This is a genomic window from Actinoplanes sp. NPDC048796, assembly GCF_040650035.1.
Classification (GTDB): domain Bacteria; phylum Actinomycetota; class Actinomycetes; order Mycobacteriales; family Micromonosporaceae; genus Actinoplanes.
Window position 1 is genome coordinate 82,669 of sequence record NZ_JBEZGO010000007.1, and the last position, 21,489, is coordinate 104,157.

General features: G+C 71.6%; 23 protein-coding genes. 12 read left to right on the top strand and 11 right to left on the bottom strand.

Going from position 1 to position 21,489, the window contains the following annotated elements; genetic code table 11:
* The first annotated feature begins 21 nt into the window (after positions 1 to 21).
* Positions 22 to 576, top strand: a complete 555-nt coding sequence (locus AB0C26_RS27580; RefSeq protein ID WP_360253341.1) for a Uma2 family endonuclease — start codon at positions 22 to 24, stop codon at positions 574 to 576.
* 12 nt (positions 577 to 588) lie between these two features.
* On the opposite strand, the gene AB0C26_RS27585 is transcribed toward AB0C26_RS27580, so the two are convergent.
* On the bottom strand, positions 589 to 1,554 hold the full coding sequence (locus AB0C26_RS27585) for a serine/threonine-protein kinase (protein ID WP_360254016.1): 966 nt from the start codon (positions 1,552 to 1,554) through the stop codon (positions 589 to 591).
* Between the two features lie 223 nt (positions 1,555 to 1,777).
* Between AB0C26_RS27585 and AB0C26_RS27590 the strand changes: the two genes are divergently transcribed.
* Positions 1,778 to 2,296, top strand: a complete 519-nt coding sequence (locus tag AB0C26_RS27590; RefSeq protein WP_360253343.1) for a winged helix-turn-helix domain-containing protein — start codon at positions 1,778 to 1,780, stop codon at positions 2,294 to 2,296.
* Positions 2,297 to 2,312: 16 nt separating this feature from the next.
* On the top strand, positions 2,313 to 3,407 hold the full coding sequence (locus AB0C26_RS27595) for a M20/M25/M40 family metallo-hydrolase (protein WP_360253345.1): 1,095 nt from the start codon (positions 2,313 to 2,315) through the stop codon (positions 3,405 to 3,407).
* Here the strand turns inward: AB0C26_RS27595 and AB0C26_RS27600 are convergent.
* The 4 genes from AB0C26_RS27600 to AB0C26_RS27615 all read right to left on the bottom strand — a co-directional run bounded on the left by AB0C26_RS27600 (position 3,388) and on the right by AB0C26_RS27615 (position 6,212).
* Entirely contained in the window at positions 3,388 to 3,819 is a 432-nt protein-coding gene (locus tag AB0C26_RS27600) for a response regulator (RefSeq protein WP_360253347.1), read from the bottom strand. The genes AB0C26_RS27595 and AB0C26_RS27600 overlap by 20 nt on opposite strands.
* A gap of 253 nt (positions 3,820 to 4,072) precedes the next feature.
* Entirely contained in the window at positions 4,073 to 4,984 is a 912-nt protein-coding gene (locus AB0C26_RS27605) for a hypothetical protein (RefSeq protein WP_360253349.1), read from the bottom strand.
* A 52-nt stretch (positions 4,985 to 5,036) separates the two neighbouring features.
* Positions 5,037 to 5,978, bottom strand: a complete 942-nt coding sequence (locus AB0C26_RS27610) for a sulfotransferase (RefSeq protein ID WP_360253351.1) — start codon at positions 5,976 to 5,978, stop codon at positions 5,037 to 5,039.
* Positions 5,979 to 6,059: 81 nt separating this feature from the next.
* Positions 6,060 to 6,212, bottom strand: a complete 153-nt coding sequence (locus tag AB0C26_RS27615) for a hypothetical protein (protein WP_360253353.1) — start codon at positions 6,210 to 6,212, stop codon at positions 6,060 to 6,062.
* 528 nt (positions 6,213 to 6,740) lie between these two features.
* On the opposite strand from AB0C26_RS27615, the gene AB0C26_RS27620 reads away from it, so the two are divergent.
* The 7 genes from AB0C26_RS27620 to chrA are packed head-to-tail and all read left to right on the top strand — an operon-like array spanning position 6,741 to position 14,422.
* Positions 6,741 to 7,574, top strand: coding sequence for a glycosyltransferase family 2 protein (locus AB0C26_RS27620; protein WP_360253356.1), 834 nt, complete (start codon positions 6,741 to 6,743; stop codon positions 7,572 to 7,574).
* Between the two features lie 16 nt (positions 7,575 to 7,590).
* Positions 7,591 to 8,526: a glycosyltransferase family 2 protein gene (locus tag AB0C26_RS27625; protein ID WP_360253358.1), complete on the top strand. Its 936-nt coding sequence runs from the start codon at positions 7,591 to 7,593 to the stop codon at positions 8,524 to 8,526.
* Positions 8,523 to 9,770, top strand: coding sequence for a glycosyltransferase family 2 protein (locus AB0C26_RS27630; RefSeq protein ID WP_360253360.1), 1,248 nt, complete (start codon positions 8,523 to 8,525; stop codon positions 9,768 to 9,770). Before AB0C26_RS27625 ends, AB0C26_RS27630 begins: the two co-directional genes overlap by 4 nt.
* Positions 9,770 to 12,133: a hypothetical protein gene (locus AB0C26_RS27635; protein ID WP_360253362.1), complete on the top strand. Its 2,364-nt coding sequence runs from the start codon at positions 9,770 to 9,772 to the stop codon at positions 12,131 to 12,133. Before AB0C26_RS27630 ends, AB0C26_RS27635 begins: the two co-directional genes overlap by 1 nt.
* 19 nt (positions 12,134 to 12,152) lie before the next feature.
* Positions 12,153 to 12,878, top strand: a complete 726-nt coding sequence (locus tag AB0C26_RS27640; RefSeq protein WP_360253364.1) for a MarR family transcriptional regulator — start codon at positions 12,153 to 12,155, stop codon at positions 12,876 to 12,878.
* Positions 12,875 to 13,258 carry a VOC family protein gene (locus AB0C26_RS27645; protein ID WP_360253366.1) on the top strand — a complete coding sequence of 128 codons (384 nt, stop codon included), beginning with the start codon at positions 12,875 to 12,877 and terminating at the stop codon, positions 13,256 to 13,258. The genes AB0C26_RS27640 and AB0C26_RS27645 overlap by 4 nt, the downstream gene beginning before the upstream one ends.
* On the top strand, positions 13,259 to 14,422 hold the full coding sequence (gene chrA, locus AB0C26_RS27650; RefSeq protein WP_360253368.1) for a chromate efflux transporter: 1,164 nt from the start codon (positions 13,259 to 13,261) through the stop codon (positions 14,420 to 14,422).
* A gap of 307 nt (positions 14,423 to 14,729) precedes the next feature.
* On the opposite strand, the gene AB0C26_RS27655 is transcribed toward chrA, so the two are convergent.
* A complete protein-coding gene (locus AB0C26_RS27655) occupies positions 14,730 to 15,656 on the bottom strand; it encodes an NADP-dependent oxidoreductase (protein ID WP_360254018.1) in 927 nt (308 codons plus the stop codon).
* Between the two features lie 100 nt (positions 15,657 to 15,756).
* Here AB0C26_RS27655 and AB0C26_RS27660 point away from each other — a divergent pair, with 100 nt between their 5' ends.
* Positions 15,757 to 16,731, top strand: a complete 975-nt coding sequence (locus AB0C26_RS27660) for a helix-turn-helix domain-containing protein (protein ID WP_360253370.1) — start codon at positions 15,757 to 15,759, stop codon at positions 16,729 to 16,731.
* Positions 16,732 to 16,763: 32 nt separating this feature from the next.
* Here the strand turns inward: AB0C26_RS27660 and AB0C26_RS27665 are convergent, their stop codons facing one another.
* The 3 genes from AB0C26_RS27665 to AB0C26_RS27675 are packed head-to-tail and all read right to left on the bottom strand — an operon-like array spanning position 16,764 to position 19,971.
* Complete coding sequence (locus AB0C26_RS27665) at positions 16,764 to 18,101, bottom strand: hypothetical protein (protein WP_360253372.1); 1,338 nt, start codon at positions 18,099 to 18,101, stop codon at positions 16,764 to 16,766.
* Positions 18,091 to 19,272 carry a metallophosphoesterase gene (locus AB0C26_RS27670; RefSeq protein ID WP_360253374.1) on the bottom strand — a complete coding sequence of 394 codons (1,182 nt, stop codon included), beginning with the start codon at positions 19,270 to 19,272 and terminating at the stop codon, positions 18,091 to 18,093. The genes AB0C26_RS27665 and AB0C26_RS27670 overlap by 11 nt, the downstream gene beginning before the upstream one ends.
* Before the next feature lie 18 nt (positions 19,273 to 19,290).
* Positions 19,291 to 19,971 (bottom strand): nucleoside/nucleotide kinase family protein, encoded by a 681-nt coding sequence (locus AB0C26_RS27675; protein ID WP_360253376.1) that lies wholly within the window; start codon positions 19,969 to 19,971, stop codon positions 19,291 to 19,293.
* A gap of 80 nt (positions 19,972 to 20,051) precedes the next feature.
* On the opposite strand from AB0C26_RS27675, the gene AB0C26_RS27680 reads away from it, so the two are divergent.
* Complete coding sequence (locus AB0C26_RS27680) at positions 20,052 to 20,498, top strand: hypothetical protein (protein ID WP_360253378.1); 447 nt, start codon at positions 20,052 to 20,054, stop codon at positions 20,496 to 20,498.
* Here AB0C26_RS27680 and AB0C26_RS27685 read toward each other — a convergent pair.
* Complete coding sequence (locus tag AB0C26_RS27685) at positions 20,454 to 21,110, bottom strand: hypothetical protein (RefSeq protein ID WP_360253380.1); 657 nt, start codon at positions 21,108 to 21,110, stop codon at positions 20,454 to 20,456. The two genes, AB0C26_RS27680 and AB0C26_RS27685, sit on opposite strands and share 45 nt — an antisense overlap.
* Entirely contained in the window at positions 21,098 to 21,370 is a 273-nt protein-coding gene (locus AB0C26_RS27690) for a hypothetical protein (RefSeq protein WP_360253382.1), read from the bottom strand. Before AB0C26_RS27690 ends, AB0C26_RS27685 begins: the two co-directional genes overlap by 13 nt.
* Between the last annotated feature and the right edge of the window lie 119 nt (positions 21,371 to 21,489).

Genomic DNA, 21,489 nt, shown 5'->3' on the forward strand with positions numbered 1-21,489 from the left:
CTGGTCTCGTACGATAGGCACATGAGCGCGGAGACCGTCGGCATGCACATGCCCGCCATGGTGACGCTCGACGACCTGGCGGCGATGAACGCCGCGGATCCGAACGGTCACCGATACGAGACCAGCCCCGAGGGAGTGCTGTCCGTCATGCCGCCCGCGGACTCAGAGCACGCGCAGATCGCCAGTCGGCTCTTTGCCTGGCTACTCGTGGCGGGCTGGCCGCCTGAACAGATTCTCCAGGTCGCGGGTGTCCGCGTTCCAGGAACCGGACAGGACGGTGGGCGGATCCCCGACCTCAGCGTCTGGGACAAGCCGCCACCACGAGCGGTCTGGCTGGCGGTCACCGACCTGCTCCTCGTCATCGAGATCGTCTCGCCCGGCTCGGAGGCGATGGACGAGGTCACCAAGCGCCGCGAATACGCCATCGCCGGCATACCTCAGTACTGGGTCGTCGATCGCGACGACGCTCACACCGTGACGCTGTACCAACTCTCCGCTGACGCCACATACGCCGAACGCGCCAAGATGCCCCTGGCATGGCTCCTGCAGACCAGCCCGGCCGACCATCTCGACTGACGCACGGCTGGGCTAGTCGGCGCGGTGGCGGCCGGCTCGTTCCTCGTCCATGGGGACGGCCACTGAGGTGGGGGCCTCGGCGGCCTGGGTGTCCCACGGGGAGACTCGGGGGCGGGCCGGGGACGGCTCCAGGTCCTGCATGGGTACGTAGACGCGGGCGTCGACGGCCTCGGCCAGCAGCAGGGCCGCCACCAGGGCGGTCGGGCGGTGGTCCGGGTCGCGGTCGAGGCAGCGGGAGCAGAGGTCGACCACCTCCTGGGGCAGGCCGTCGGCCTCGGGCAGGGGGATGGGGTCGTTGTAGCGCTGGGCGTGTATCAGTTCCGTCGGGGTGTCGGCCCGCCACGGCAGGTGGCCGGCTATGCACAGGTAGAGCAGCACGCCCAGGGCGAACATGTCCGACGCCGGCGTGGCCGGGCAGCCCTCGAAGCGTTCGGGGGCCACGTAGGCGGGGGTTCCCATGACCGGGCCGTCCGGGTCGGGGTCGTGGCTGCCCACCGCGGCCGCGATGCCGAAGTCGAGGACCTTCGCGCCGGCGGGGGTCAGCATGACGTTGCCGGGCTTGATGTCGCGGTGCACCACCTTCTCGGCGTGGGCGGCGGCCAGCGCGGCCGCCACCTCGGCGCAGATGCGCACCCCGATGCGCCAGTCGATCGGGCCGGCGGCGATGTGCGCGCCGAGCGTCTGGCCTTCGACCAGTTCCATGATGATGTACGGGACGTCGCGCCCCTCGCCCACGGCGGGTGACGTGCCGAAGTCGTGCACGCCGGCCACGTTCGGGTGTGCCAGCCGGGCCGCCGAGCGGGCCTCGGTGCGCACCAGGTCGACGCCCACCTGGCCGAGGGTTCCCTCGACGGCCGGAGCCATGATCTTCACCGCGACGGGCCGGTCGAGCACCTGGTCGTGTCCGCGCCACACCTCGGACATGCCGCCGACGCCGATCCGTCGCACGAGCTGATAGCGCCCGCCCAGCGTCCGCATCTTCACCCCACCATCCCCACTGATCTTTGGTCGGCGGTACCCGTCGCACGGAGGACGAAAACGCCACGACCGCGTTACTGTGCCACCCCTCACCTCGTCTTTTCACCTTCTGAAACGCGTGATGCGCGGCTCACCGCCGCTGACCCGATGGTTGTCCGGATCGCGCAACCGGAACGCGCCTGCGTACTTGTCCGCACCTGACCAGTCAACGCAGAGTCCAGTAATGCCGACCGTCGACATCCTCGCGCCGTATCAGCAGATCGCCGCCGAGATCCGCCACGAGATCGTCACCGGCCACCTGCCGGTGGGCGGGAAGCTGCCGTCCGAGCACGTCCTGGCCTCCGAGCACCAGGTGGCCCGCGCGACCATCCAGAGCGCCCTGCGCCTGCTGCGCACCGAGGGCCTGGTCGCCTCCCGCAAGGGCGCCGGCACCTATGTGACCAGCCTGGCCGCCGCCGACGCGAGCCGCTGCCCGGCCCGGATCGAGCTCGACCACGCCCAGGTGGGCTGGCTGAACCGGCTGCCACCGCCGGGCCACGGCCTCGACCCGGTGCTGCACTGCGAGCTGGAACATCCTCATCCGGGCCCGCACGCCGGCCTGGCCCAGCAGGTCGGCGGCACCGGCTGGTGGGTGCGGTGGTCGCTGACCGCCTCCGAGATCAACCCGATGCCGCTGTGCGCCGCCGAGCACGGCGACGGCCGCTGCCCGCTCTTCCACGGTCATCCGGGCCGCCATCAGTAGGGGCAGGATAGGGGCCATGGAAGACCTCGTGGACCTGGCGGCCGAGCTCATCGCCGTGCGGTCGACCGCCGACCGGCCGGCGGACCTGGGGCGGGCGCTCGACCTGGTGCTCGGCGTGGCCGGCTCGGGGTTCGCGGTCGAGCGGTTCACGTCGAACGGCAAACCGAGCGCGCTGGTGCGTACCGAAGGTTCGAGCGGGCCTTTCCGGGTCGTGCTCAACGCCCACCTCGACGTGGTGCCGGGCGCCGACGAGCAGTTCCGGCCGAGGCGCGAGGGCGAGCGGCTGTACGGGCGGGGTGCTCAGGACATGAAGCTCGCGGCGGTCGTGATGGCGGCCGTGTTCCGCGAGGTCGCGCGCGAGGTTCCGTACCCGATCGGTCTTCAGCTCGTCACCGACGAGGAGGTGGGCGGGTTCGACGGCACCGGGCATCAGGTCGAGGCGGGGGTACGGGCGGGGTTCGTGGTGATCGGTGAGCAGAGCCGGCTCGAGGTCGTCACCGAGTCGAAGGGGCTGGCCCACGTGCGGCTCCGGGCGACCGGCCGGGCCGCGCACGCCGCGTACCCCTGGCTGGGTGACAACGCCGTCCTGGCCGTGGTGGAAGGGGTGCGGCGGCTGCTGGAACGCTATCCGTCACCGGTGGCGGAGGCTTGGCGTACGACGGCGAACGTGGCCCGGATCGAGACCGGCAACCAGGCCGTCAACCAGGTGCCGGCCGACGCCGAGGCCTGGGTCGACATCCGTTTCCCGCCGGAGGACGCCGACTTCAACCTCCGGACACGGGAGCAGGTGGCCGAGCACCTGCGCGCGGTCACCGGGATCGAGGCCGAGGTGCGGGCGCTCGGGGCGCCGCACCGCGCCGATCCCGGTAGTGAGGACGTCCGGCTGCTGCGGCAGGTCGTCCGGGACGCCGGGTTCCCGGGGACGCTGCTGCGCAAGCACGGCGCGGCCGACGGCCGCTTCTACTACGCGCGGGGGATCGACGCGGTGATCTTCGGGCCGGGTGGCGACGGGCAGCACGGTCCGAGCGAGTACGCGGACCTCACCACCGTCGAGCCGTACCGGCAGGCGCTGACCGCGTTCCTGCGGGCGCTCAGTCCGCGTTGGCCATGAGCAGCCAGCGCACCCGGCGGACCAGCTCGGCCGGGTTGAAGGGCTTGACCAGGTAGTCGTCGGCGCCCACGGTGAGGCCCAGGTCGATGTCGAGGGGGCGGTCGCGGCCGCTCATCATCAGGACCGGGATCTGCGCGGTGGCCGCCTTCGAGTGCAGCTCGTAGCAGACGCTGAGGCCGTCCATGCCGGGCATCGCCACGTCCAGGATCACCATGTCGGGCTGTTCGGCCTGGACCAGGTGCAGGGCGCTGCTGCCGTTGTCGGTGGTGATGACGTTGTAGCCGGCGGCCACGAGCTTCATCACGACGATCTCGCGGATGTCCTCGTCGTCGTCCGCGACCAGGATCCGGGGGTCGGTGACGTCGCATCCCGACTCGATGAACTGTTGTTTCGAGGCCGTTGCCAGAACCACTGATCTCTCCTGAACCGTCGGAGGGTGCCGAGCGGTGGGCCCCATCGGCGGGGTCCGGGTCCAGGACAGGAAAACCTTGGTTGCCGTACGGGTGCAGTGGCCGGAAAATGCCGAAGCCGCCCCTTGTGGGGGCGGCCCCGACATCGACGGTGCGGCCGTTTACCGCGCACACCTGGCGTCACTCACGAAGGTAGAGCATCAAGATCGATCCGAGGGGACGGACCCCGTGGATCGTGATCACGCTCTCACCACATCAGAACAATTCGGTACGAAGGTCGTGGGCCCCGTCGGCCCGGGTGGCCTCGTAGTAGACGCGCTGGCGGCCGTCCGGCAGCGTGACCAGGCTCAGGTAGCGCAGGCCGTGGGGCTCGTGCGGGCTGCCCAGCGGCTCGCGGTCCTCGGCCGTGAGCTCGCCGAAGCTGCCGTCGGCCCGGCGCCTGCCCCGCGCCACGCCGGTGCGCTCCTCCCAGTTCTCGCCGGCGGTGGCCCGCCCGTCGTAGGCGACGGTGATCTCGTCGCCCACGACCTGCACCGAGGAGACCCGCACACCCCGGGCGTCCCACTGTCCCGGCCGGCCCGCCAGCGCCGTGCCGCGCCAGGTCCAGTGCACGCCGTCGGGGCTGGTCGCGTACTCCGTGGTCATCCGGTCGGCGTCGTCCCAGCTCTCCAGCGGGTGCACGGACGCCCACAGGTGCCAGCCGTGCTCGTCGTGGTGCAGCACCGGGTCCTTGACGCCCACCGTGTCGTCGCCGGCCAGGACCGTGCGTGGCGTCGCCGCGGCCAGACCGGCCAGGGTGCCGGCCTCGAGCAGCTCGACCCGCCAGTGCTTGGTCCCGGGGGTGGCGGCGCTGACGTAGAGCCGCCAGCGGCCGTCCGGGGTGTGCACGATGGCGGGCCGCTCGAGCGACTCGGCCCCGAACTGCTCCTTGGTCACCTCGACGACCGGCGTGAAGGTGATCCCGTCGTCGGAGGCGGCGACCACGTTGGCGATGCCGCGGCCCTCGCCGATCGGCAGGCGCAGCCGGTAGGCGAGGTAGAACCGCCCGCCGACCACGATCGAGCTGGGCGCTCCGGCCCAGGCGCCGGGTTCCTCACCCGGAGGCTCGACCACCACGGTGGAGTCGTCCCAGCGGGGCAGGGGCAGCATCGAGATTCCGGTGGTCAAGGCGACTCCTTCGGCGCGAGCGGGCAGAGCAAGTATGCATCATCTATCAAGATTAGGGGGATTCGGCGTTCGCGTGTCGGCCGACTGACAGCCAGTCGTCGTACTTCTCCCCCGTCACCTCACTGAGCAGTGCGATGTCGTCGGCGAACAACGGCAGCAGAGCGGCCCGCTCGTGCGGGGTGGTCACCGGCCGGGTTCCCTTCTTGCGGTGCAGCAGCGTGAGCAGCGGCCCCCGGGCGGCGAGCCGCAGCGGCACCGGGAAGCGATGCCCGAAGGTTCCGCCGGTGCGCAGAAGATAGCGCAGGATCCGGTTCACGTCGTCGTCCTCGACCACGTGCCGGTTGACGTTCTCGCGCGGGATGGAGGTCAGCACGCCGGTGGCGACGCCGAGGAACGAGCAGACCCGGTCCAGCGCGGCGGCCGGGTCGTCCTTGAGCTCGCGGTAGCGCATCAGCAGCACTTGCTCACGCGGGAAGTGCTCGTAGAGGTGGCGCACCTGCTCGCCGTACTTGCCGAGGCTGACGTAGTGCCAGAAGCCGGCCCAGCCGGCCGCCTTGCGGGACTCCTCGGCCCGGCACGCGGTGACGAAGTCGGCCTCGGGCTCGAGGCCCGCGTTCCAGAGGTGCGTCCAGTTCGAGTGGGCGCGGTCGACCGGGTCGCGCAGCAGGACGATCAGCCGCGCCGACGGAATGAGCGCCTTGATGCGTTCGTGCGCTTTCAGGTCGTACAGGTAGAAGGGCGTCGCCTCGCCGAGCCTGGCGGTCGCCGGCGCGGGAGCGAACAGGGCCTCGTACTCCTCCTGGCGCCAGACGTGCTCCTGGTAGGTCTGGACGTCGCCGGGGCCGCCCGTGGTGGGCGGCGGCCCGTCGGAGAGGAAGAACTTCGGCTCCTTGACCGCGGGCAGGAACAGCTCCGGGTGCTGAACGAGGGCGGCGTGCAACGCTGTCGTTCCCGCCTTGGGCACCCCGGCGATCAAAAAATCGGGCAGCGGCATGGCAGTCTCTCCCCACGTGCGGGTCGCAAGTGAGACTTAGCCTACAGATCTAGTAGGCATTCGCACCTCCGAGGCACCGGCTCAGCCCTGGCCGAGCAGCCGGCGCCACCACGTCACACGGCGGAAACGCGGGCAGGACGCCGCCTCGCAGAGCGCGCACTCGGCCCCGGGGCGATAGTGCTCGTGCGCCCGCCGCGGATGCCCGCAGACACAGAGGGCTTCATCAGTGCTCATCGCCTCACCACAAGTAATCGCGCTCGGAACCTACGGGACAGTACCCGGATCATCCGCTCACCCGTGGTTGCCGGGGCGCCGTGTCGGAACCTCGGCAACCGACTCGCAACCAAGCCTTCACGGACAGTGATGTCGCCATGCGGTGACCAGCTTCACGCGATGTATTCCGAAATTTTTATTACCGACCCCGCTGGGCGATCCGAGGGCTTCCGCGAAGTACGCCCGTTTTACACGGTCCGTACCCAGCGGGGCTCGACCGTCCATTACTCACGGTAACAATGGGACGAGAATCGGCCGGTGTTGCCGGAGCGTATTCATTGCACCTAGTTCCCTCACAGCGTCCACACAGAGAGCCGTAATAGCACTGTCTTTTCTTCTAGTTGACGCTTTGTAGCTGCTTGCTACGGTGGTGCGACAGAGGCGAGAACCTTATGCCTCTTGCCGCCACCGCCACCCTCGGAAGGGACCGACATGGATATTTCGTCCTCCGTCAGCAATACGAAGGGTGACGGTCGTACATCACCGACCGTGAGCGTTGTCATCCCGACGCTGAACGAGGAGCGCAACCTGCCGCACGTGTTCGCGAAGCTTCCGGCGGACATCACGGAGGTGGTCCTGGTCGACGGCGGCTCGGTCGACCGCACGGTCGCGGTGGCTCGCGAGCTGCGGCCCGACGTGGTGGTGGTGCACCAGACGCGTACCGGCAAGGGCAACGCGCTCGCCTGCGGCTTCGCCGCCTGCACGGGCGACATCATCGTGATGATCGACGCCGACGGCTCGACCGATCCGGCCGAGATCCCGCTGTTCGTGGCCAAGCTGGTGGCCGGCGCCGACTTCGTGAAGGGCTCGCGCTTCAACCACGGCGGCTTCAGCCACGACATCACCAAGCTGCGCAAGCTCGGCAACGACGGGCTCAACCTGGTGGTGAACGTCCTGTTCGGCACGAAGTTCACCGACCTCTGCTACGGCTACAACGCGTTCTGGCGCAGCGTCGTACCGGTGCTGGACCTCCCCGACATCCGGCTGCCGCGGCCGACCGACGGCACGAAGCTGTGGGGCGACGGGTTCGAGATCGAGACGATGATCAACATCCGGGCCGCCGTCGACGGCATGAAGGTCGGCGAGGTCGGCAGCATCGAGCACCGCCGCATCCACGGCGAGACCAATCTCAACACCTTCCGGGACGGTTTCCGCGTCCTGCGGACCATCTTCAGCGAGTACGGCCGGATGCGCGTCTCCACCGGCAAGGGCCTGCGCCGCCGGGACGGCGTGATCGTCCACCAGCACAGCACTCCCGCCCTCCGGCGCGAGGCCGGCGCGGTCAGCGCGGAGATCAAGCAGACCCCCGTTCTCGAAGACTGACCCAGGAGACGCTCCCGTGCCTTCCCCCCTTCCCGCCACGTCGATCGTCATACCGACGCACACCGAACAACGCTGGCCCTCCCTCGTCCGGACCATCGCCTGCGCCCGGTCGCAACGGTTCGAGCCGGCCGAGGTGATCGTGGTCGTCGACCACAACCCCGAGCTGTTCCGCCGCGTTCAGCGGGACCTGCCCGGCGTGACGGTGCTCGAGAACGCGTACGCGAAGGGTGTCTCCGGCAACCGCAACACCGGCGCCTTCCACGCCACCACCGAGCTGGTCGCCTTCATGGACGACGACATCACCGCCCAGCCCGACTGGCTGGAGAACCTGATCGCGCCGTTCGCCGACCCGCGGGTCGTCGGCACCGGCGGCGGCATCGAGCCGGCCTGGGAGCACGAGCGCCCGCGGTGGATGCCCGACGAGTTCCTGTGGGCGGTCGGCGGCTCGTACGCGGGCATGCCCACCGTCACCTCCCCCATCCGCAACGTCTGGTCGGCCAGCATGGTCGTACGCCGCTCGGTCTTCGACGCCGTCGGCGGCTTCCGGGTCGGGTTCGGCAAGCTGGGCGACCGCAACCGCCCCGAGGACACCGAGCTCTGCCTGCGGATGAGCGCGCTCGACGGCGGCCACTGGATGTACGTCCCGGGGGCCGTGATCCGCCACGAGGTCCCGGCCCAGCGCTCGACCTTCACCTTCTTCGTGCACCGCTGCTACGCCGAGGGGCGCGGCAAGGTGCAGATGGCCGGACTGCACGACGGCGGCGAGACGCTCGGCGCCGAACGGTCCTACCTGTGGTCCCTGCCGAAAGCCGTGCTGCGCAACCTCGGCACCGGCGGGTTCCTGCGCGCCGGCGGCATCGTCGCCGGTGTCGTGGCCGCCGGTTGGGGCGGCGCCGTCGAGACGGTCGCCGCCAAGCGGCGCCCCCAGGCCGAGCTGGAGCCCGCCCGATGAGCACCGCCACCCTCCCCGCCGTCGTCCTCGACGTCGACCTGGCCACGGCGCTGCCCGCCGTGCCGGCCGTCCAGCCCGACGGCCGCCGGGCCGAGCAGGCCTGGGTGCTGGTCCGCCTGCACACGGAACCGCTGGGCACCGTGCTCGTCGACGTACCGGAGGAAGGTCTTGACCCGGCCGCCTTGACGGCCGCCATCGAGGCCGAGCTGGCCGGCGAGATCGAGCGCGCCCGCGGCGAGGAATTCCTCGCCTCCCGCCGGCGGATCCTGGCGACGGCGCCGCACATCACGGTCGTGATCTGCACGCGCGAGCACCCCGAGATGCTCGCGCAGTGCCTGGACAGCCTGCTCGCCCAGAACTACCCGGGCTTCCGCGTCCTCGTGGTCGACAACGCGCCGGTCACCGACGCCACCGAGAAGGTGGTCCGGGCGGCCGCCCGGCGCGGCCCGGTCGACTACCTGCGGGAGCCGCGGGCCGGTCTGTCGTACGCCCGCAACGCCGCCACCAAGGCCGCGCCCGGGCAGATCCTGGCCTGGATCGACGACGACGAGGTGGCCGACGAGAACTGGCTGGCCGAGATCGCCCGCGCCCTGCACGACCACCCCGAGGCCGACGTGATCTCCGGCGTGATCGTCCCGGCCGAGCTGGAGACCCGGGCCCAGATCTGGTTCGAGCAGTTCGGCGGGCACAGCAAGGGCCGCGGCTTCACGCCCGACACCTTCGGCCCGCACACCGCACACCGGCAGAGCCCGCTCTACCCGCTGCCGCCGTTCGCCACCGGCGCCAACATGACCTTCCGGCCCGGCGTGATCGAGCGGATCGGCATGTGGGACACCGCGCTCGGCGCCGGTTCGCCGGCCATGGGCTCCGAGGACACCCTGGCCTTCACCCAGGTGCTGCTCAGCGGCGGCACGATCGTGTACCAGCCGTCGGCGGTCACCCGGCACTACCACCGCCGCGACTACCAGGGGCTCCAGAAGCAGATGGTCGGATACGGCACGGGGCTCGTGGCCGCGTACACCAGCCTGCTCGTGAAGCGTCCCGGCCTGATCTTCCCGCTGCTGCGGCTCGCACCGCACGCGCTGCGGGACATGACCGGCAAGGACACCCCGCGGACGGCCACGCTGCGCGACGATTTCCCCCGGGAGCTTCTCTCGGCCAACCGCCGCGGCATGCTCGCGGGGCCCCGGGCGTACTTCAGGGGACGGCGCGCCGCCACGAAACACACGGAGGCCCGAAAGTAATGCAACCGCGCTCGGACCAGCCGGACGTCGACACCACCACGGTGATCACTTCCGTCGACCAGGACGCCACCACCCGGCTGGAGGTCGGCGAGCGGACGGTACGCATCCCGCTCAGTCCCGGCGACCAGTCGGAGACCCGCATGCTGCCCGCCCCGGTGATCACCACCGGCGGCCCGGCGGACCGGGTGCTGGAGCGCACGACCACCATCGACGCCGGCGCCGGAACCGACCACCGGCGCGAGTTCGCGGCGGCCGGCATGATCGCGTCGGCGATCGGCCTGCTCGGCCTGGCGGCCGGCGGTCCCGCCGCGGTCGCGCTGCTCGTGCTCTTCGTCCTGCTCGGCCCCGGCGCCGCGATCATGTCGGTCGCGAACACGCGCGGCCGCCTCATCTCCTGGGCGCTGTCGATGGCCGGCAGCCTCGCGGTCACGACCTTCGTCGCGGTGGTCCCGCTCTGGCTGCACGTCTGGCAGCCGTACGTCTGGCTCGGTGTTCTCGCCGGAGCCTCGCTCATCGGGTCGGCCGTTCAGTACTTCCGCCTTCGCTCGGTCCCGCCCAGCGGCGCCGGCACGCCGATCGAGCGCGTCGACAACGGCCAAGTGCTGGGTGCGCTGCCGTTCTTCACCATGGCCGCCGGGCTCGGCCTCTGGATCCTGGCGCTGGTCGCGCTTCAACCGGACCAGGTCGGGCTGTACGGGTTCACGGCCGCCCTGGGCGTGCCCTTCGTGATCGGCGCGGTGCTGCTGCTGCTCGGTTTCGCTGTCGAACTGTTCGGCCGGGCCCGCCCGTACGTCATGGCCGCCCATCTGGTCATCATCCCGGTCATCATGCAGGCCACGGTGCCGCTGCTCGACGGGACGACCGAGTACGCCTGGACCTACAAGCACATCGGCGTCGTCGACCTGATCCGCGACAACGGCCACCTGATCAGCGGCAGCGACATCTACCAGCAGTGGCCCGGCTTCTTCGCCGTGGTCGCGATGATCTCGCACGTCTCCGGCGTCGACGCGATCTCCTTCTCGGCCTGGTCCTCGCTGTTCTTCGCGCTGGTCACCTCGGTCATCACGGCCGCGCTGCTGCGCCAGTTCACCCGCGACCGCCGCATCATCGCGGTCGGGGTGTTCCTCTTCCAGGCCACGATGTGGGTGGACATCGGCTACTTCTCGCCCCAGGCCTTCGTCTTCCCGCTCATGCTGGCCTTCTTCCTGATCGTGGTCCGCTGGCTGATCGTGGTGCCGACGTTCGACGGCGAGCCCACGGGCCGCGTCGACCGGCTGCGCCGCTGGCTCGTCCGGGGCATGCCGGACGCGATGGCGACCGACAAGCGCACCCGGCTCTGGGCCGGCCTCGGCGCGGCCGGCCTGTACGGCGCGATCGTGGTGTCCCACCAGCTCACCCCGGTCGTGATGATGATCCCGGTGATCATCCTGACCGTGCTCGGCATCGTGCGCCCGCGCCTGTTCACGATCGGCCTGATCGCCATCGCGGTCGTCTTCATCGGCCCCCGCCTGGTCTCTGTGGCGAGCGAGTACACGCTGTTCAGCCTCGACTTCCTGTCCAACGCCGGCGGCAACGCGCAGAACTGGGGCACGCCCGAGCAGGAGTTCTCGGCGCTGGTGTCCCGCGTCCTGGCCATCGGCCTGTGGGCGGCGGCGCTGCTGGCGGTCTTCCTCACCCGCAAGAAGGTCGGCCGCGTCCTCATCCCGGTCGTTCTCGGCTTCGCCCCGATGGCCACGCTGGCCGGCGGCAACTACGGCGGCGAGGCGATCTACCGGGTCTTCGCGTTCTCGCTGCCCTTCGTGGGTCTGCTGGTCGGCCTGCTCTGGGCGGGGAAGGGCCGGCGCGGCGTCCCGGCCATGATCCTGTCGGGCCTGCTGATGGCGGCACTGTTGCTGGCCGGGCTCCAGGGGCTTCAGGGGCAGCTTTACGTGCATCAGGTACGGGCGACGGACATCGTGGCGGCGGACTACTTCTACGAGCACGCCGAACCGGACTCGGGCCTGATCCTTCTCGCCCCGAACTTCCCGACAAAGCTCGAGGGAAATTACGGCTCGTTCAACAAGGGCCACGTGTCGGTCGACATCTCGCTGGTCGGCGACCCGCTGTTCACCAACAGCATCAGCGGCGAGCGGCTGCCGGACATCGAGCAGTACATCCGGGCGATGAACTACAAGACGAACTACCTGGTGGTCAGCGACGCCATGGACGACTACACCGACTACTTCGGCACCGAGCCGGACAACGCGGCGCAGTCGCTGGAGACGGCCCTGCGCGCCTCGTCCGACTGGAAGGTCTTCTACCAGGGTCCCGGCGTGACCATCTTCCAGCTGGTCGGCTCGGCCAGCGCTATTGCATCAAATTGATTTGATGTAATCTGCGGGCGTGACGCCGCCCTCGTTCCTCCTCGCCGCCGGTCATCCCGTGCGGTGGCGGCTGCTGAGCGAACTGGCGGGCGGCGACCTGGCCGTGCGCGAGCTGACGGCGCGGCTCGGCCAGCCGCAGAACCTGGTGTCGTACCACCTGGGCAAGCTGCGCCGGGCGGCCCTGGTGACCGCCCGGCGCAGCAGCGCCGACGGCCGCGACACGTACTACTCGCTCGACCTGACCCGGTGCTCGGCCCTGCTGGCCGGCGCCGGGGCCGCCCTTCACCCGGCGCTGTCGCTGACGCCGCCGCCCACCCCGCCCGCCGGCTCCGGGCGGGTCCTGTTCCTGTGCACGGGTAACAGCGCGCGCTCCCAGATGGCCGAGGCCCTGCTCCGGCATCACACCGGGGGCGCCGTCGAGGCGTACAGCGCCGGCAGCCGCCCCAAACCGATCCACCCGCACGCCGTGACCGTCATGGCCGCCCGCGGCCTCGACCTGTCCGCGGCCCGCCCCAAACATCTCGGCGAGTTCACCGGCGAACGTTTCGACTTCGTCATCACCCTGTGCGACCGGGTCAAGGAGGTCTGCCCCGAGTTCCCCGGCCCCGCTCGCCGCGCCCACTGGAGCATGCCCGAGCCCGCCGGTCTCCCCGACTTCGAACTCGTCGCCGACGAGCTCACGTCCCGCATCACCTTCCTCCGGCACACCATCGCTCGCTCATCACGACGCGAGGAGGCGTCATGACCGACTCGACAGTGCACGTCCGCTACCTGGTGGACGACGTTCAGGCCGCGATCGACTTCTACACCGGTCACCTCGGCTTCACCGTGAACACCACGTTCCCGCCCGCCTTCGCCGACGTGCTGCGCGGCAACCTGCGCCTGCTGCTCTCCGGCCCGGCCAGCTCGGCCGGCCGCGCCATGCCGGACGGCCGGAAGCCGGCACCGGGCGGCTGGAACCGCATCCATCTGCTGGTCGACGACATCGACGCCGAGGTGACCCGGCTGCGCGCCGACGGCGTGGTCTTCCGCAGTGACGTGGTCAGCGGCCCCGGCGGCCGGCAGATCGTCCTGGACGACCCGGCCGGCAACCCGGTCGAGCTCTTCCAGCCGGCCGGCACCTGAATGCACCGGGCGTCCCTGACGACGGTCCTGCGCGAGTGGGGCCGCATCGGCTGCGTCGGCTTCGGCGGCCCGCCCACCCACATCGCCCTGCTCCGCAAGCTCTGCGTGGACGAGCGCCGGTGGCTGACCGCGCAGGAGTTCGAGGACGCCATCGCCGCCTGCAACCTGCTGCCCGGCCCCGCCTCGACCCAGCTGGCCATCTTCTGCGCCTGGCGCGTGCGGGGCCGCCCCGGCGCTCTGGTCGGCGGCGCCGCCTTCATCCTGCCCGGCCTGATCGCCATCCTGGCCCTGTCCGCCCTGTTCCTGGGCAACCCACCGACCTGGGTGGTGGCCGCCGGCGCCGGCGCGGGCGCCGCCGTGGCCGCGGTCGCCGCCCAGGCCGGCACCGCGTTGATGCCACCGGGCTGGAAGCGCGCCGCCGTGCAGAGCAGCCGCCGCCGCTGGGCTGCCTACCTGCTTCTGGGCGCCGCCGCCGCGGCCACCGTCGGCCCGTGGCTGGTCCTGCTGCTCATCGCCTGCGGCGTCATCGAGGTCCTGGCCCAGCGCCCCCGAGACGCGAGCCCGGCGCCGCGGGCCGGCCGGCCGCCGCACTCGCTCACCCTGCTGGCCGCGACCGGGCTCGGCGGCGGCGTGCTGCTCTCCCTGGCCTGGGTGGCCCTCAAGGTGGGCGCCCTGTCGTACGGCGGCGGTTTCGTCATCATCCCGCTCATGCAGGCCGACGCCGTCGACCACTACCACTGGATGACCGACGCCGAGTTCCTGAACGCCGTGGCCCTCGGCCAGATCACCCCCGGCCCGGTCGTCCACACGGTCGCGGTGGTCGGCTACGCCGCCGCCGGCCTGACCGGCGGCCTGCTGGCCGCGGCCGTGGCGTTCGGCCCGTCGTTCGCCTTCATCCTGCTGGGCGCCCACCGCTTCGACCAGCTACGCGCCAACCCCCGCGTCCGCGCCTTCCTCGACGGCGCGGCCCCGGCCGCCATCGGCGCCATCCTCGGCTCGACGGTCCCGCTGATCCGAGCCCTCACCGAGCCCTGGCAGTACGCCGTCCTGGCCGGCGCCGCCGTCCTGACCCTGCTCCTGCGCCGGGGCCCCGTCCTCACCTTGCTGGCGGCCGCCACCGCCGGCGTCGTCATAGTCCTGGCCGGCGGCTCCCTCCCCCACTGACGGTCCCTCGCGGGCCGCCCGCTCAGTTCGTGCTGGGCAGGCTCGGAGACCCCAGACCTGCGATCGTCGTGACCGCTGGCCACCAGGCGGCCGGACGTACGAGGGCGTTACGGGCGAATGGCGCGCTATGCCGGCTTGCCGGGACGCTGTCCAGCAACTGCCGGCCGCCGTCGACTCGCAGGCGGCGGTCGCGGCCATGACCGCCGAACTGGACGCTCGCCTCGACCCGGCACTGAATGCGGCAGAACGACCAAGCGCGGCGGTCACCGTCCATTCGCGAGCTCACCGGGAGATTCCGGCCTGTGTGTCAGGGTGTGAGAACTATTTTGCCCGTCAGGTGGCCTTGTTCGCCGAGGCGGTGGGCTTCGGCGGCGTCTTTCAAGGGCAGCACCGAAGCCACCTCGACCCGGAGGCGGCCGGTGTCGGCCAGGGTGGCCAGGGACGTCATGCCGGCGGCGTCCGCCTCGACGATCATGAAGCGGGCTCGTTTGGCCTGCTGGGCGCCCACCTCCTCCAGGTAGGCCTCGGCCGGCGAGGCCAGGGCGACCAGGATGCCGCCCGGGCGGAGGGTGCGCAGGGACCGCGGCCCGTACTCGCCGCCGATGGGGTCGAGCACCACGTCCAGATCGTGGAGGTGGTCGGCGAAGTCCGTGGTGCGGTAGTCGACGGGTTCGTCGACGCCAAGGGATCTGATGAAGGCGTGCTTGGCGGCCCGGGCCGTGCCGATCACGTACGCGCCGCGCGCCTTGGCGATCTGTACGGCCAGGTGGCCGACGCCCCCGGCCGCGCCGTGAATCAACACCCGCTGGCCGGCGCTGACGGCGGCGACGTCGACGAGTGCCTGCCAGGCGGTCAAGCCGGCGAGACCGAGACCGGCCGCCTGTACGTGGGACAGACCGGCCGGTTTCCGGACGAGGTGCCGCGACGGCACGGTGACGTATTCCGCGTACGTGCCGGCGGGCTGCGGATGCCGGGGCACCCCGAACACCTCGTCGCCGGGCCGGAACAGGGCCGCGCCCACTCCGGCGGCCTCCACCACGCCGGAAAGATCCCAGCCGAGCCGTACGGGGCGGCCGGCCAGCCCGCCGGTGGCCCGGTGCCAGAAGTCGGTGGGATTGACACCGGCGGCGTGGACGCGGACCAGCACCTCGGCCGGTCCGGGCTCGGGACGGTCGACGTCCACCAGGGTGAGGACTTCCGGTCCGCCGAAGCGGTGCTGCTCGATCGCGTACATCCGCAAGCCTCTCTGCTTTTGACCTGTGCGCGATCCACTGTGTGGCAGGCGACGCCGGCTTTCGAGTGGCCGTCAGGCCATCATGTGTCAGGATCTGGCCATGCATCGTGTGGTGGTTCTGGCGCTCGACGGCGTGTACCCGTTCGAGCTCAGCATCCCGGTCCGGATCTTCGGGACCGCCGCTGACGGGCCAGGACGGCCGTTGTACGAGGTGATCACCTGCAGCCTCGACGGCCGGCCCGTGCGAACCAGTGCCGACTTCGCCGTCGCCGTCGAGCACGGCGCGGAAGCGCTCGACACGGCGGACACGCTCGTGCTGCCACCGTTCGTGTGTGAGCCGGCGGGCAGCCGCGACTGGCTACCGGACGGCCTCGAGGCCGCGCTCGAGCGGCTGCGGCCGGGCGCTCGGATCGTGTCCATCTGCACGGCCTCCTACGTGCTGGCCGCGGCCGGGCTTCTCCAGGGCCGTCCCGCGACCACCCACTGGAACAACGCCGACCATTTCCAGCGGACCTTCCCCACCACCAGGGTGAACGCGGACGTGCTGTTCACCGACGACGGGGATCTGCTCACGGCGGCCGGCGTGGCCTCCGGCATCGACTTGTGCCTGCATCTGGTGCGCCGCGACCACGGCAGCGACGTCGCCAACCGGGTCGCCCGCCAGTGCGTCGTGCCGCCCTGGCGCGAGGGCGGCCAGGCCCAGTTCATCGACCGCCCCGTTCCGGCGCCGGCCGACTCGGCCACCTCACCGACCCGCCAGTGGGTTCTGGAAAACCTGCACCGCCCCGTCACCCTCACCGAGATGGCCCGGCACGCGCGGACGAGCGTGCGCACGTTCTCCCGTCGCTTCCGCGCCGAGGTGGGCCTGACGCCCGGCCAGTGGCTGACCCGCCAGCGGGTGGAGCTCGCGCGGCGCCTGCTCGAAACCACGGACCTGGCCATGGACAGCGTCGCCACCGAAGCCGGTTTCGGAAGCGCCGCCTCGATGCGCCAGCACCTCACGGCCGCGATCGGCACCTCGCCGACCGCGTACCGCCGCATGTTCCACCCGGACGCACCATCATTGACGCGCTGATCCGCTGAGCCACGACGTGGCGCCCTCGACGGTCACCAAGGTGTGCCGGCGAGCACGGACAGGAGCTCCTTCGCGCAGTACTCGGCGATCAGCTCGTCCCGCGTGATCTCGACCAGATCACCGGACGGCGGTGGCGAGCGGTCGAAGGCGTGGAACACCTCGAGGGCGTCACCGACGGCCAGCTCGGGGCAGTCGTCGATCAGCAGCCAGTTGGGCTGCTCGCCGACAGCCGCGGCCAGCTCGGCGCTCGCCGAATACGCCCGAAGCCAGGAGGCCGCCGGCCCGGCCGGCCGCACGACGTGCGCGACGTTCGGCAGGTCGGCGGGATGTGGACCGACGAGGATCACCGGAACGCCCAGGGCTTGGGCGTGCGCACTGAGCCGGCGGGTTTCGGCCGAGTTCAGCTGCGCGGTACGGCCGTCCGGGTCCCACCAGATGACGCCACGCCAGGTCCCGGCCGCCGGCGACGCCCCCACAGGAACGCCGGGAACGGGCGGCGCGGCCCCGGAAACGCCCGAAGCCGGCGGCGTCGCTGCGGGGAGGCCGGAGCGGGGCTGGGCGGCCGTGGGGAAGCCCGAAGCCAGCGGCTTCGCTGCGGGAAGGCCGGAGCGGGGCTGGGCGGCCGTGGGGAAGCCCGAAGCCAGCGGCTTCGCTGCGGGAAGGCCGGAGCGGGGCTGAGCGGCCGTGGGGAAGCCCGAAGCCGGCGGCGTCGCTGCGGGGAGGCCGGAGGCCGGTGGCGCAGGGAGGGCGGTGATCAGGATGTCGCACTGGTGGCGTAGCCGGTCGCGGTAGGGGTGCGGGGTCGTGGCCGGGCCCAGGGCGGAGATCAGCGGCCGTCCGGTCAGGCGCTGGGTGAGGTAGGGCAGGTGCCAGGCCTGGATCTCGTCGCGGAGCGGGCCGAAGGCGACCTCGGTGCCGGCGGCGCGGATGCGGTCGAGGCCGACGCCGGCGACGCGCGGGTCGGGGTCGCGGAGGGCGGAGACGCAGCGCGCGAAACCGCACGAGGCGACCAGGTCGGCGCAGGGTGGCTGCTTTCCCCAGTGGGCGCACGGCTCGAGGGTCGTGTAGATGGTCGCGCCGCGCAGGATCGCCCGGTCGGCGACGCTGTCGATGGCGCAGCGTTCCGCGTGGCGGCCGCCGTACGGCTCGGTCGCGCCCTCGGCAATCAGCACCCCGTCCTTGACGATCACCGCGCCGACCGTGGGGTTGGGGCTGGCCCGGCCCTCGGCTTCCATCGCGCGGAGCAGCGCCCGCCGCATCCAGTACGCGTCGTCGCCCCCGGCCCCACCCGGCGGGGCGGAGGCGACGGGTGCCGGGTCGAGGACGCCGCCCAGCGCATAGCCCGGGAGGAGGCGCAGGTCAGGCGGCATGCAGGGTGAGGAGGGTGATCTCGCTGGGTGCGAAGATGCGGAACGGCGGGCCCCAGAAGCCGGTGCCCCGGCTGGTGTAGAGCTGGGTGCGGCCGGAATGGCGGGACAAGCCCTGCAGGACCGGCTGGTCGAGGCGGACCAGGTAGTGGAAGGGCCACATCTGGCCGCCGTGGGTGTGGCCGGAGATCTGGAGGTCCACGCCGTGCGCCACCGCGCCGGCGATCTGAGCGGGCTGGTGGGCCAGCAGCAGGACGGGGTGGGACGGGTCGGCGCCGGCCAGGGCGGCCTCGTGGTCGGCGTGGTGGCCGGGCACGCCCGAGCCGGCGGCGGTGCGGTCGTCGACACCGGCGATGACCAGGGTGTCGCCGCCCCGGGTGACCTCGACGTGGCGGTTGTGCAGGGCCTCCCAGCCGAGCGAGGCCATGTGTTCGACCCAGCGCTGGGCGCCGCTGAAGTACTCGTGGTTGCCGGTCACGTAGACCCGGGCCATGGTGGCGCGGATGTCGGCCAGCGGGGCCGCCTGCGAACGGCGCTGGGCCACCTCGCCGTCGGCGATGTCGCCGGTGTGCGCGACCACGTCCGCGTCGAGGGTGTTCACCACCTCGGTCACCTTCTGCGACCAGCGGGACCGCTCGATCGGGCCGTAGTGGGTGTCGGTGAGCAGCACCAGCCGCAGGCCGTCGAGGCCGGCGCCCAGCCGCGGCAGGGTCACGTCGACCCGGCGGACCCGCGGGACGCGCCTCGCTTCCGCGTACCCCCAAGCGAGCAGGACCACCGAGACCACAGCGACCACCGCCGTGGCGATGCGGTGGCGAGCCGGGTCGCCGACGCCGGCGGCCCAGAGGAGCAGGGCGAGCACCTGGCCGATGAGGGACTGGACGAACAGGACCCAGACGACGCCGAGCGTGGTGTCGGCGATGACCGCGGGAACGTCGCGATGGTTGCGCCCGTGGCCCAGGAACATCAGCACCGGGAACGCGACCGCCACCAGCGCGACGACCACCGTGCCGGTCACGAAGACGCCGGTGGGCCAGTCGTTGCCGGAGCCGAACAGCGTCCACCAGGGCACGCCGAACAGCAACGCCAGGACCGCGACCAGGGTCAATCCGAAGCGGACGGCCCGGGACGGGCGGCGGCGGGGTTCGGTCTCGACTGCTTCACCTACGGACACGCCTGAAAGCATGCCACTTCAGGCCGGTGGGGTGCCGACCCTGTGGATAACCGAGGCCGGCACGACGAGGTCGGCGCGCGGGCGCGAGGCGGCGATGAGGACGGCGTTGCGCTCGTCGGTCCCGGTCGCCCACTCCGACGCGGCCGACGGGTCCTTACCAAAACGGACATGTCGCGAAATAAGACGTTCAATACGCGTCGACTGATCCAGATCCGCGTACCAGACCTCAGCAAGAAGATCCCGCACTGGCCGCCAGAAAACGTCGTCGAGCAGCAGGTAATTACCCTCACTGATGATCAGGCGCGCGTCCCGGAAGAGGGGGATGGTACCGGCGACCGGCTGCTCGATGACCCGCTCGAACCCGGGCGCGTAGATCACCTCGTCCTCGTCGGCCAGCACCCGCCGCAGCAGGGCCGCGTAGCCGAGCGGATCGAACGTGTCCGGCGCGCCCTTGCGGTCCCGCCGCCCGAGCCGGGTGAGCTCCACGTCGGCCAGGTGGAAGCCGTCCATCGGCACGTGCGCCACCCACGCCCCGGCGGTCAGGCCCGGCGGCGGGTCCGGCGCCAGCGCCGCCACCAGTTCCTCGGCCAGCGTGGTCTTGCCCGCCCCGGGTGGCCCCGTGATGCCGAGCACCGCGCGCCCACCGGCCGGCACGAGCGCCCTGGCCCGCTCCACCAGCGCCTCGAACGTGTAGTTCATGGCCGGAACCTACCCCGGGTCGGATCGAGGACTGCGCGCCCGTCGCCGGAAAAACAGAATCGGGGGCACGGGGGTAAAACATGATCACATTGGTTGCCCTGCTGAGCGCGACTCTTCTGGGAGTCCCGGTTCACCAGGAAGTCGATCCGCACGGCCGGGTCTATGTCACCGAGGGCTCGTCGCTGGTCCGGATCGCGCCGCGCGGCCGCCGCTGCCGGGTCGCGGTCTTTCCGTGGGCGGGCCCGATGGCGCTGCGCCCGGTGGCCAGCGGCGTCGCGCGCGGGCCGGACGGCGCCTTCTACGTCGGCGAGACCTCTCTCGTCCCGGGCCGGGCGCGTCTGTGGCGGGTGGTGCCGGGTCAGGAGCCTCAGGTGTACGCCGCGGGCCTCACCGCCGTGGTCGACGTGCGGTGGTCGCCGGACGACCGGTTGTCCGTCCGGGAGCGCGACGGCTCCCTGCTGCGCGTGTTCCCGCGTGGCCGCCTAGTGCGACAGACCGAGCCGCAGGCCGGCCACACCCGCTGGTGACAGCGGCCGCGACGTCGCCCGCGACAGCTCCTCACGCACGCATGCGGGCAGCTCGTCGGCGAGCGTGCGCAGCCGCGGGTACAGGTCGAGCACGTCCCGATGAGTCAGCGCGCCCACCCCGATGAGCAGGCCGTTCACCGCGCCGGGGGTGCGCGTCAGCTCGGCGCAGAGCTCCCGCCGCCAGCCGGGGTCGTCGACCCGGGTGGCCAGTTCGCGGGCGATCCGGTTGCCGGCCGGCGACGGCTCCTCGGGCGCCGCGTGCCGTCCGGCCCGGGCCGGCACCGGGGCGAGCCGGCAGGCGATGCCGAGCAGACGGGCCAGCTCGGGCACGGTCAGCACGTCCAGGCCGTGTGCGCAGATCTCACAGAGCCGGTGGTACGTCGCCGCGTGCACCAGGGTGGCCGGGCGCGGGCACTCGCCCAGCGGCCCGCAGAGCCGGTCCAGGATGATCTCGGCCAGCGTGCCCTCGTGGTCGAAACGGCCGACGCCGAAGTACGCGGCGGGAGCGCTGCGGTATCGGGTCAGCGCGTTGCGCGCGCTGGCGTAGTTGCCGGACTCGACGCTGATGCGCGGGGTGCCGCTCTCGGTGTGCAGGTAGATCAGTCGGAACATCTCGATCGCTCCCGGTGATGCAGCGAACCGTCGTCGACCGGAGATACGGGCGCGGTGGCGCGGGAGTTCAAAATCCGCAGCGCGTCGAACGTGACCGCGTGCAGGGCGTAGATGCCGGCGGTGATGACGACCAGCATCGTGGCCAGGACCGCGCCGGTCGCGCCGTCGAGCCCGCGCCAGGCCACCGGGAGCACGGCGACGCCGAGCACGACGGCCGCCTGACCGGCGGCCTCGGCGCAGCGTACGGGATCAAATGTCATGACCTCACCCTTCCGGGTGGAGGTCGCGCGCGCCTCTGCCCGGAGCGGGAGTTCGACTACGACTTTCGGTAGAGGGACGTAGGTTGGATCTTGAGGAGGACGACCGCGTGCCCGTTTTG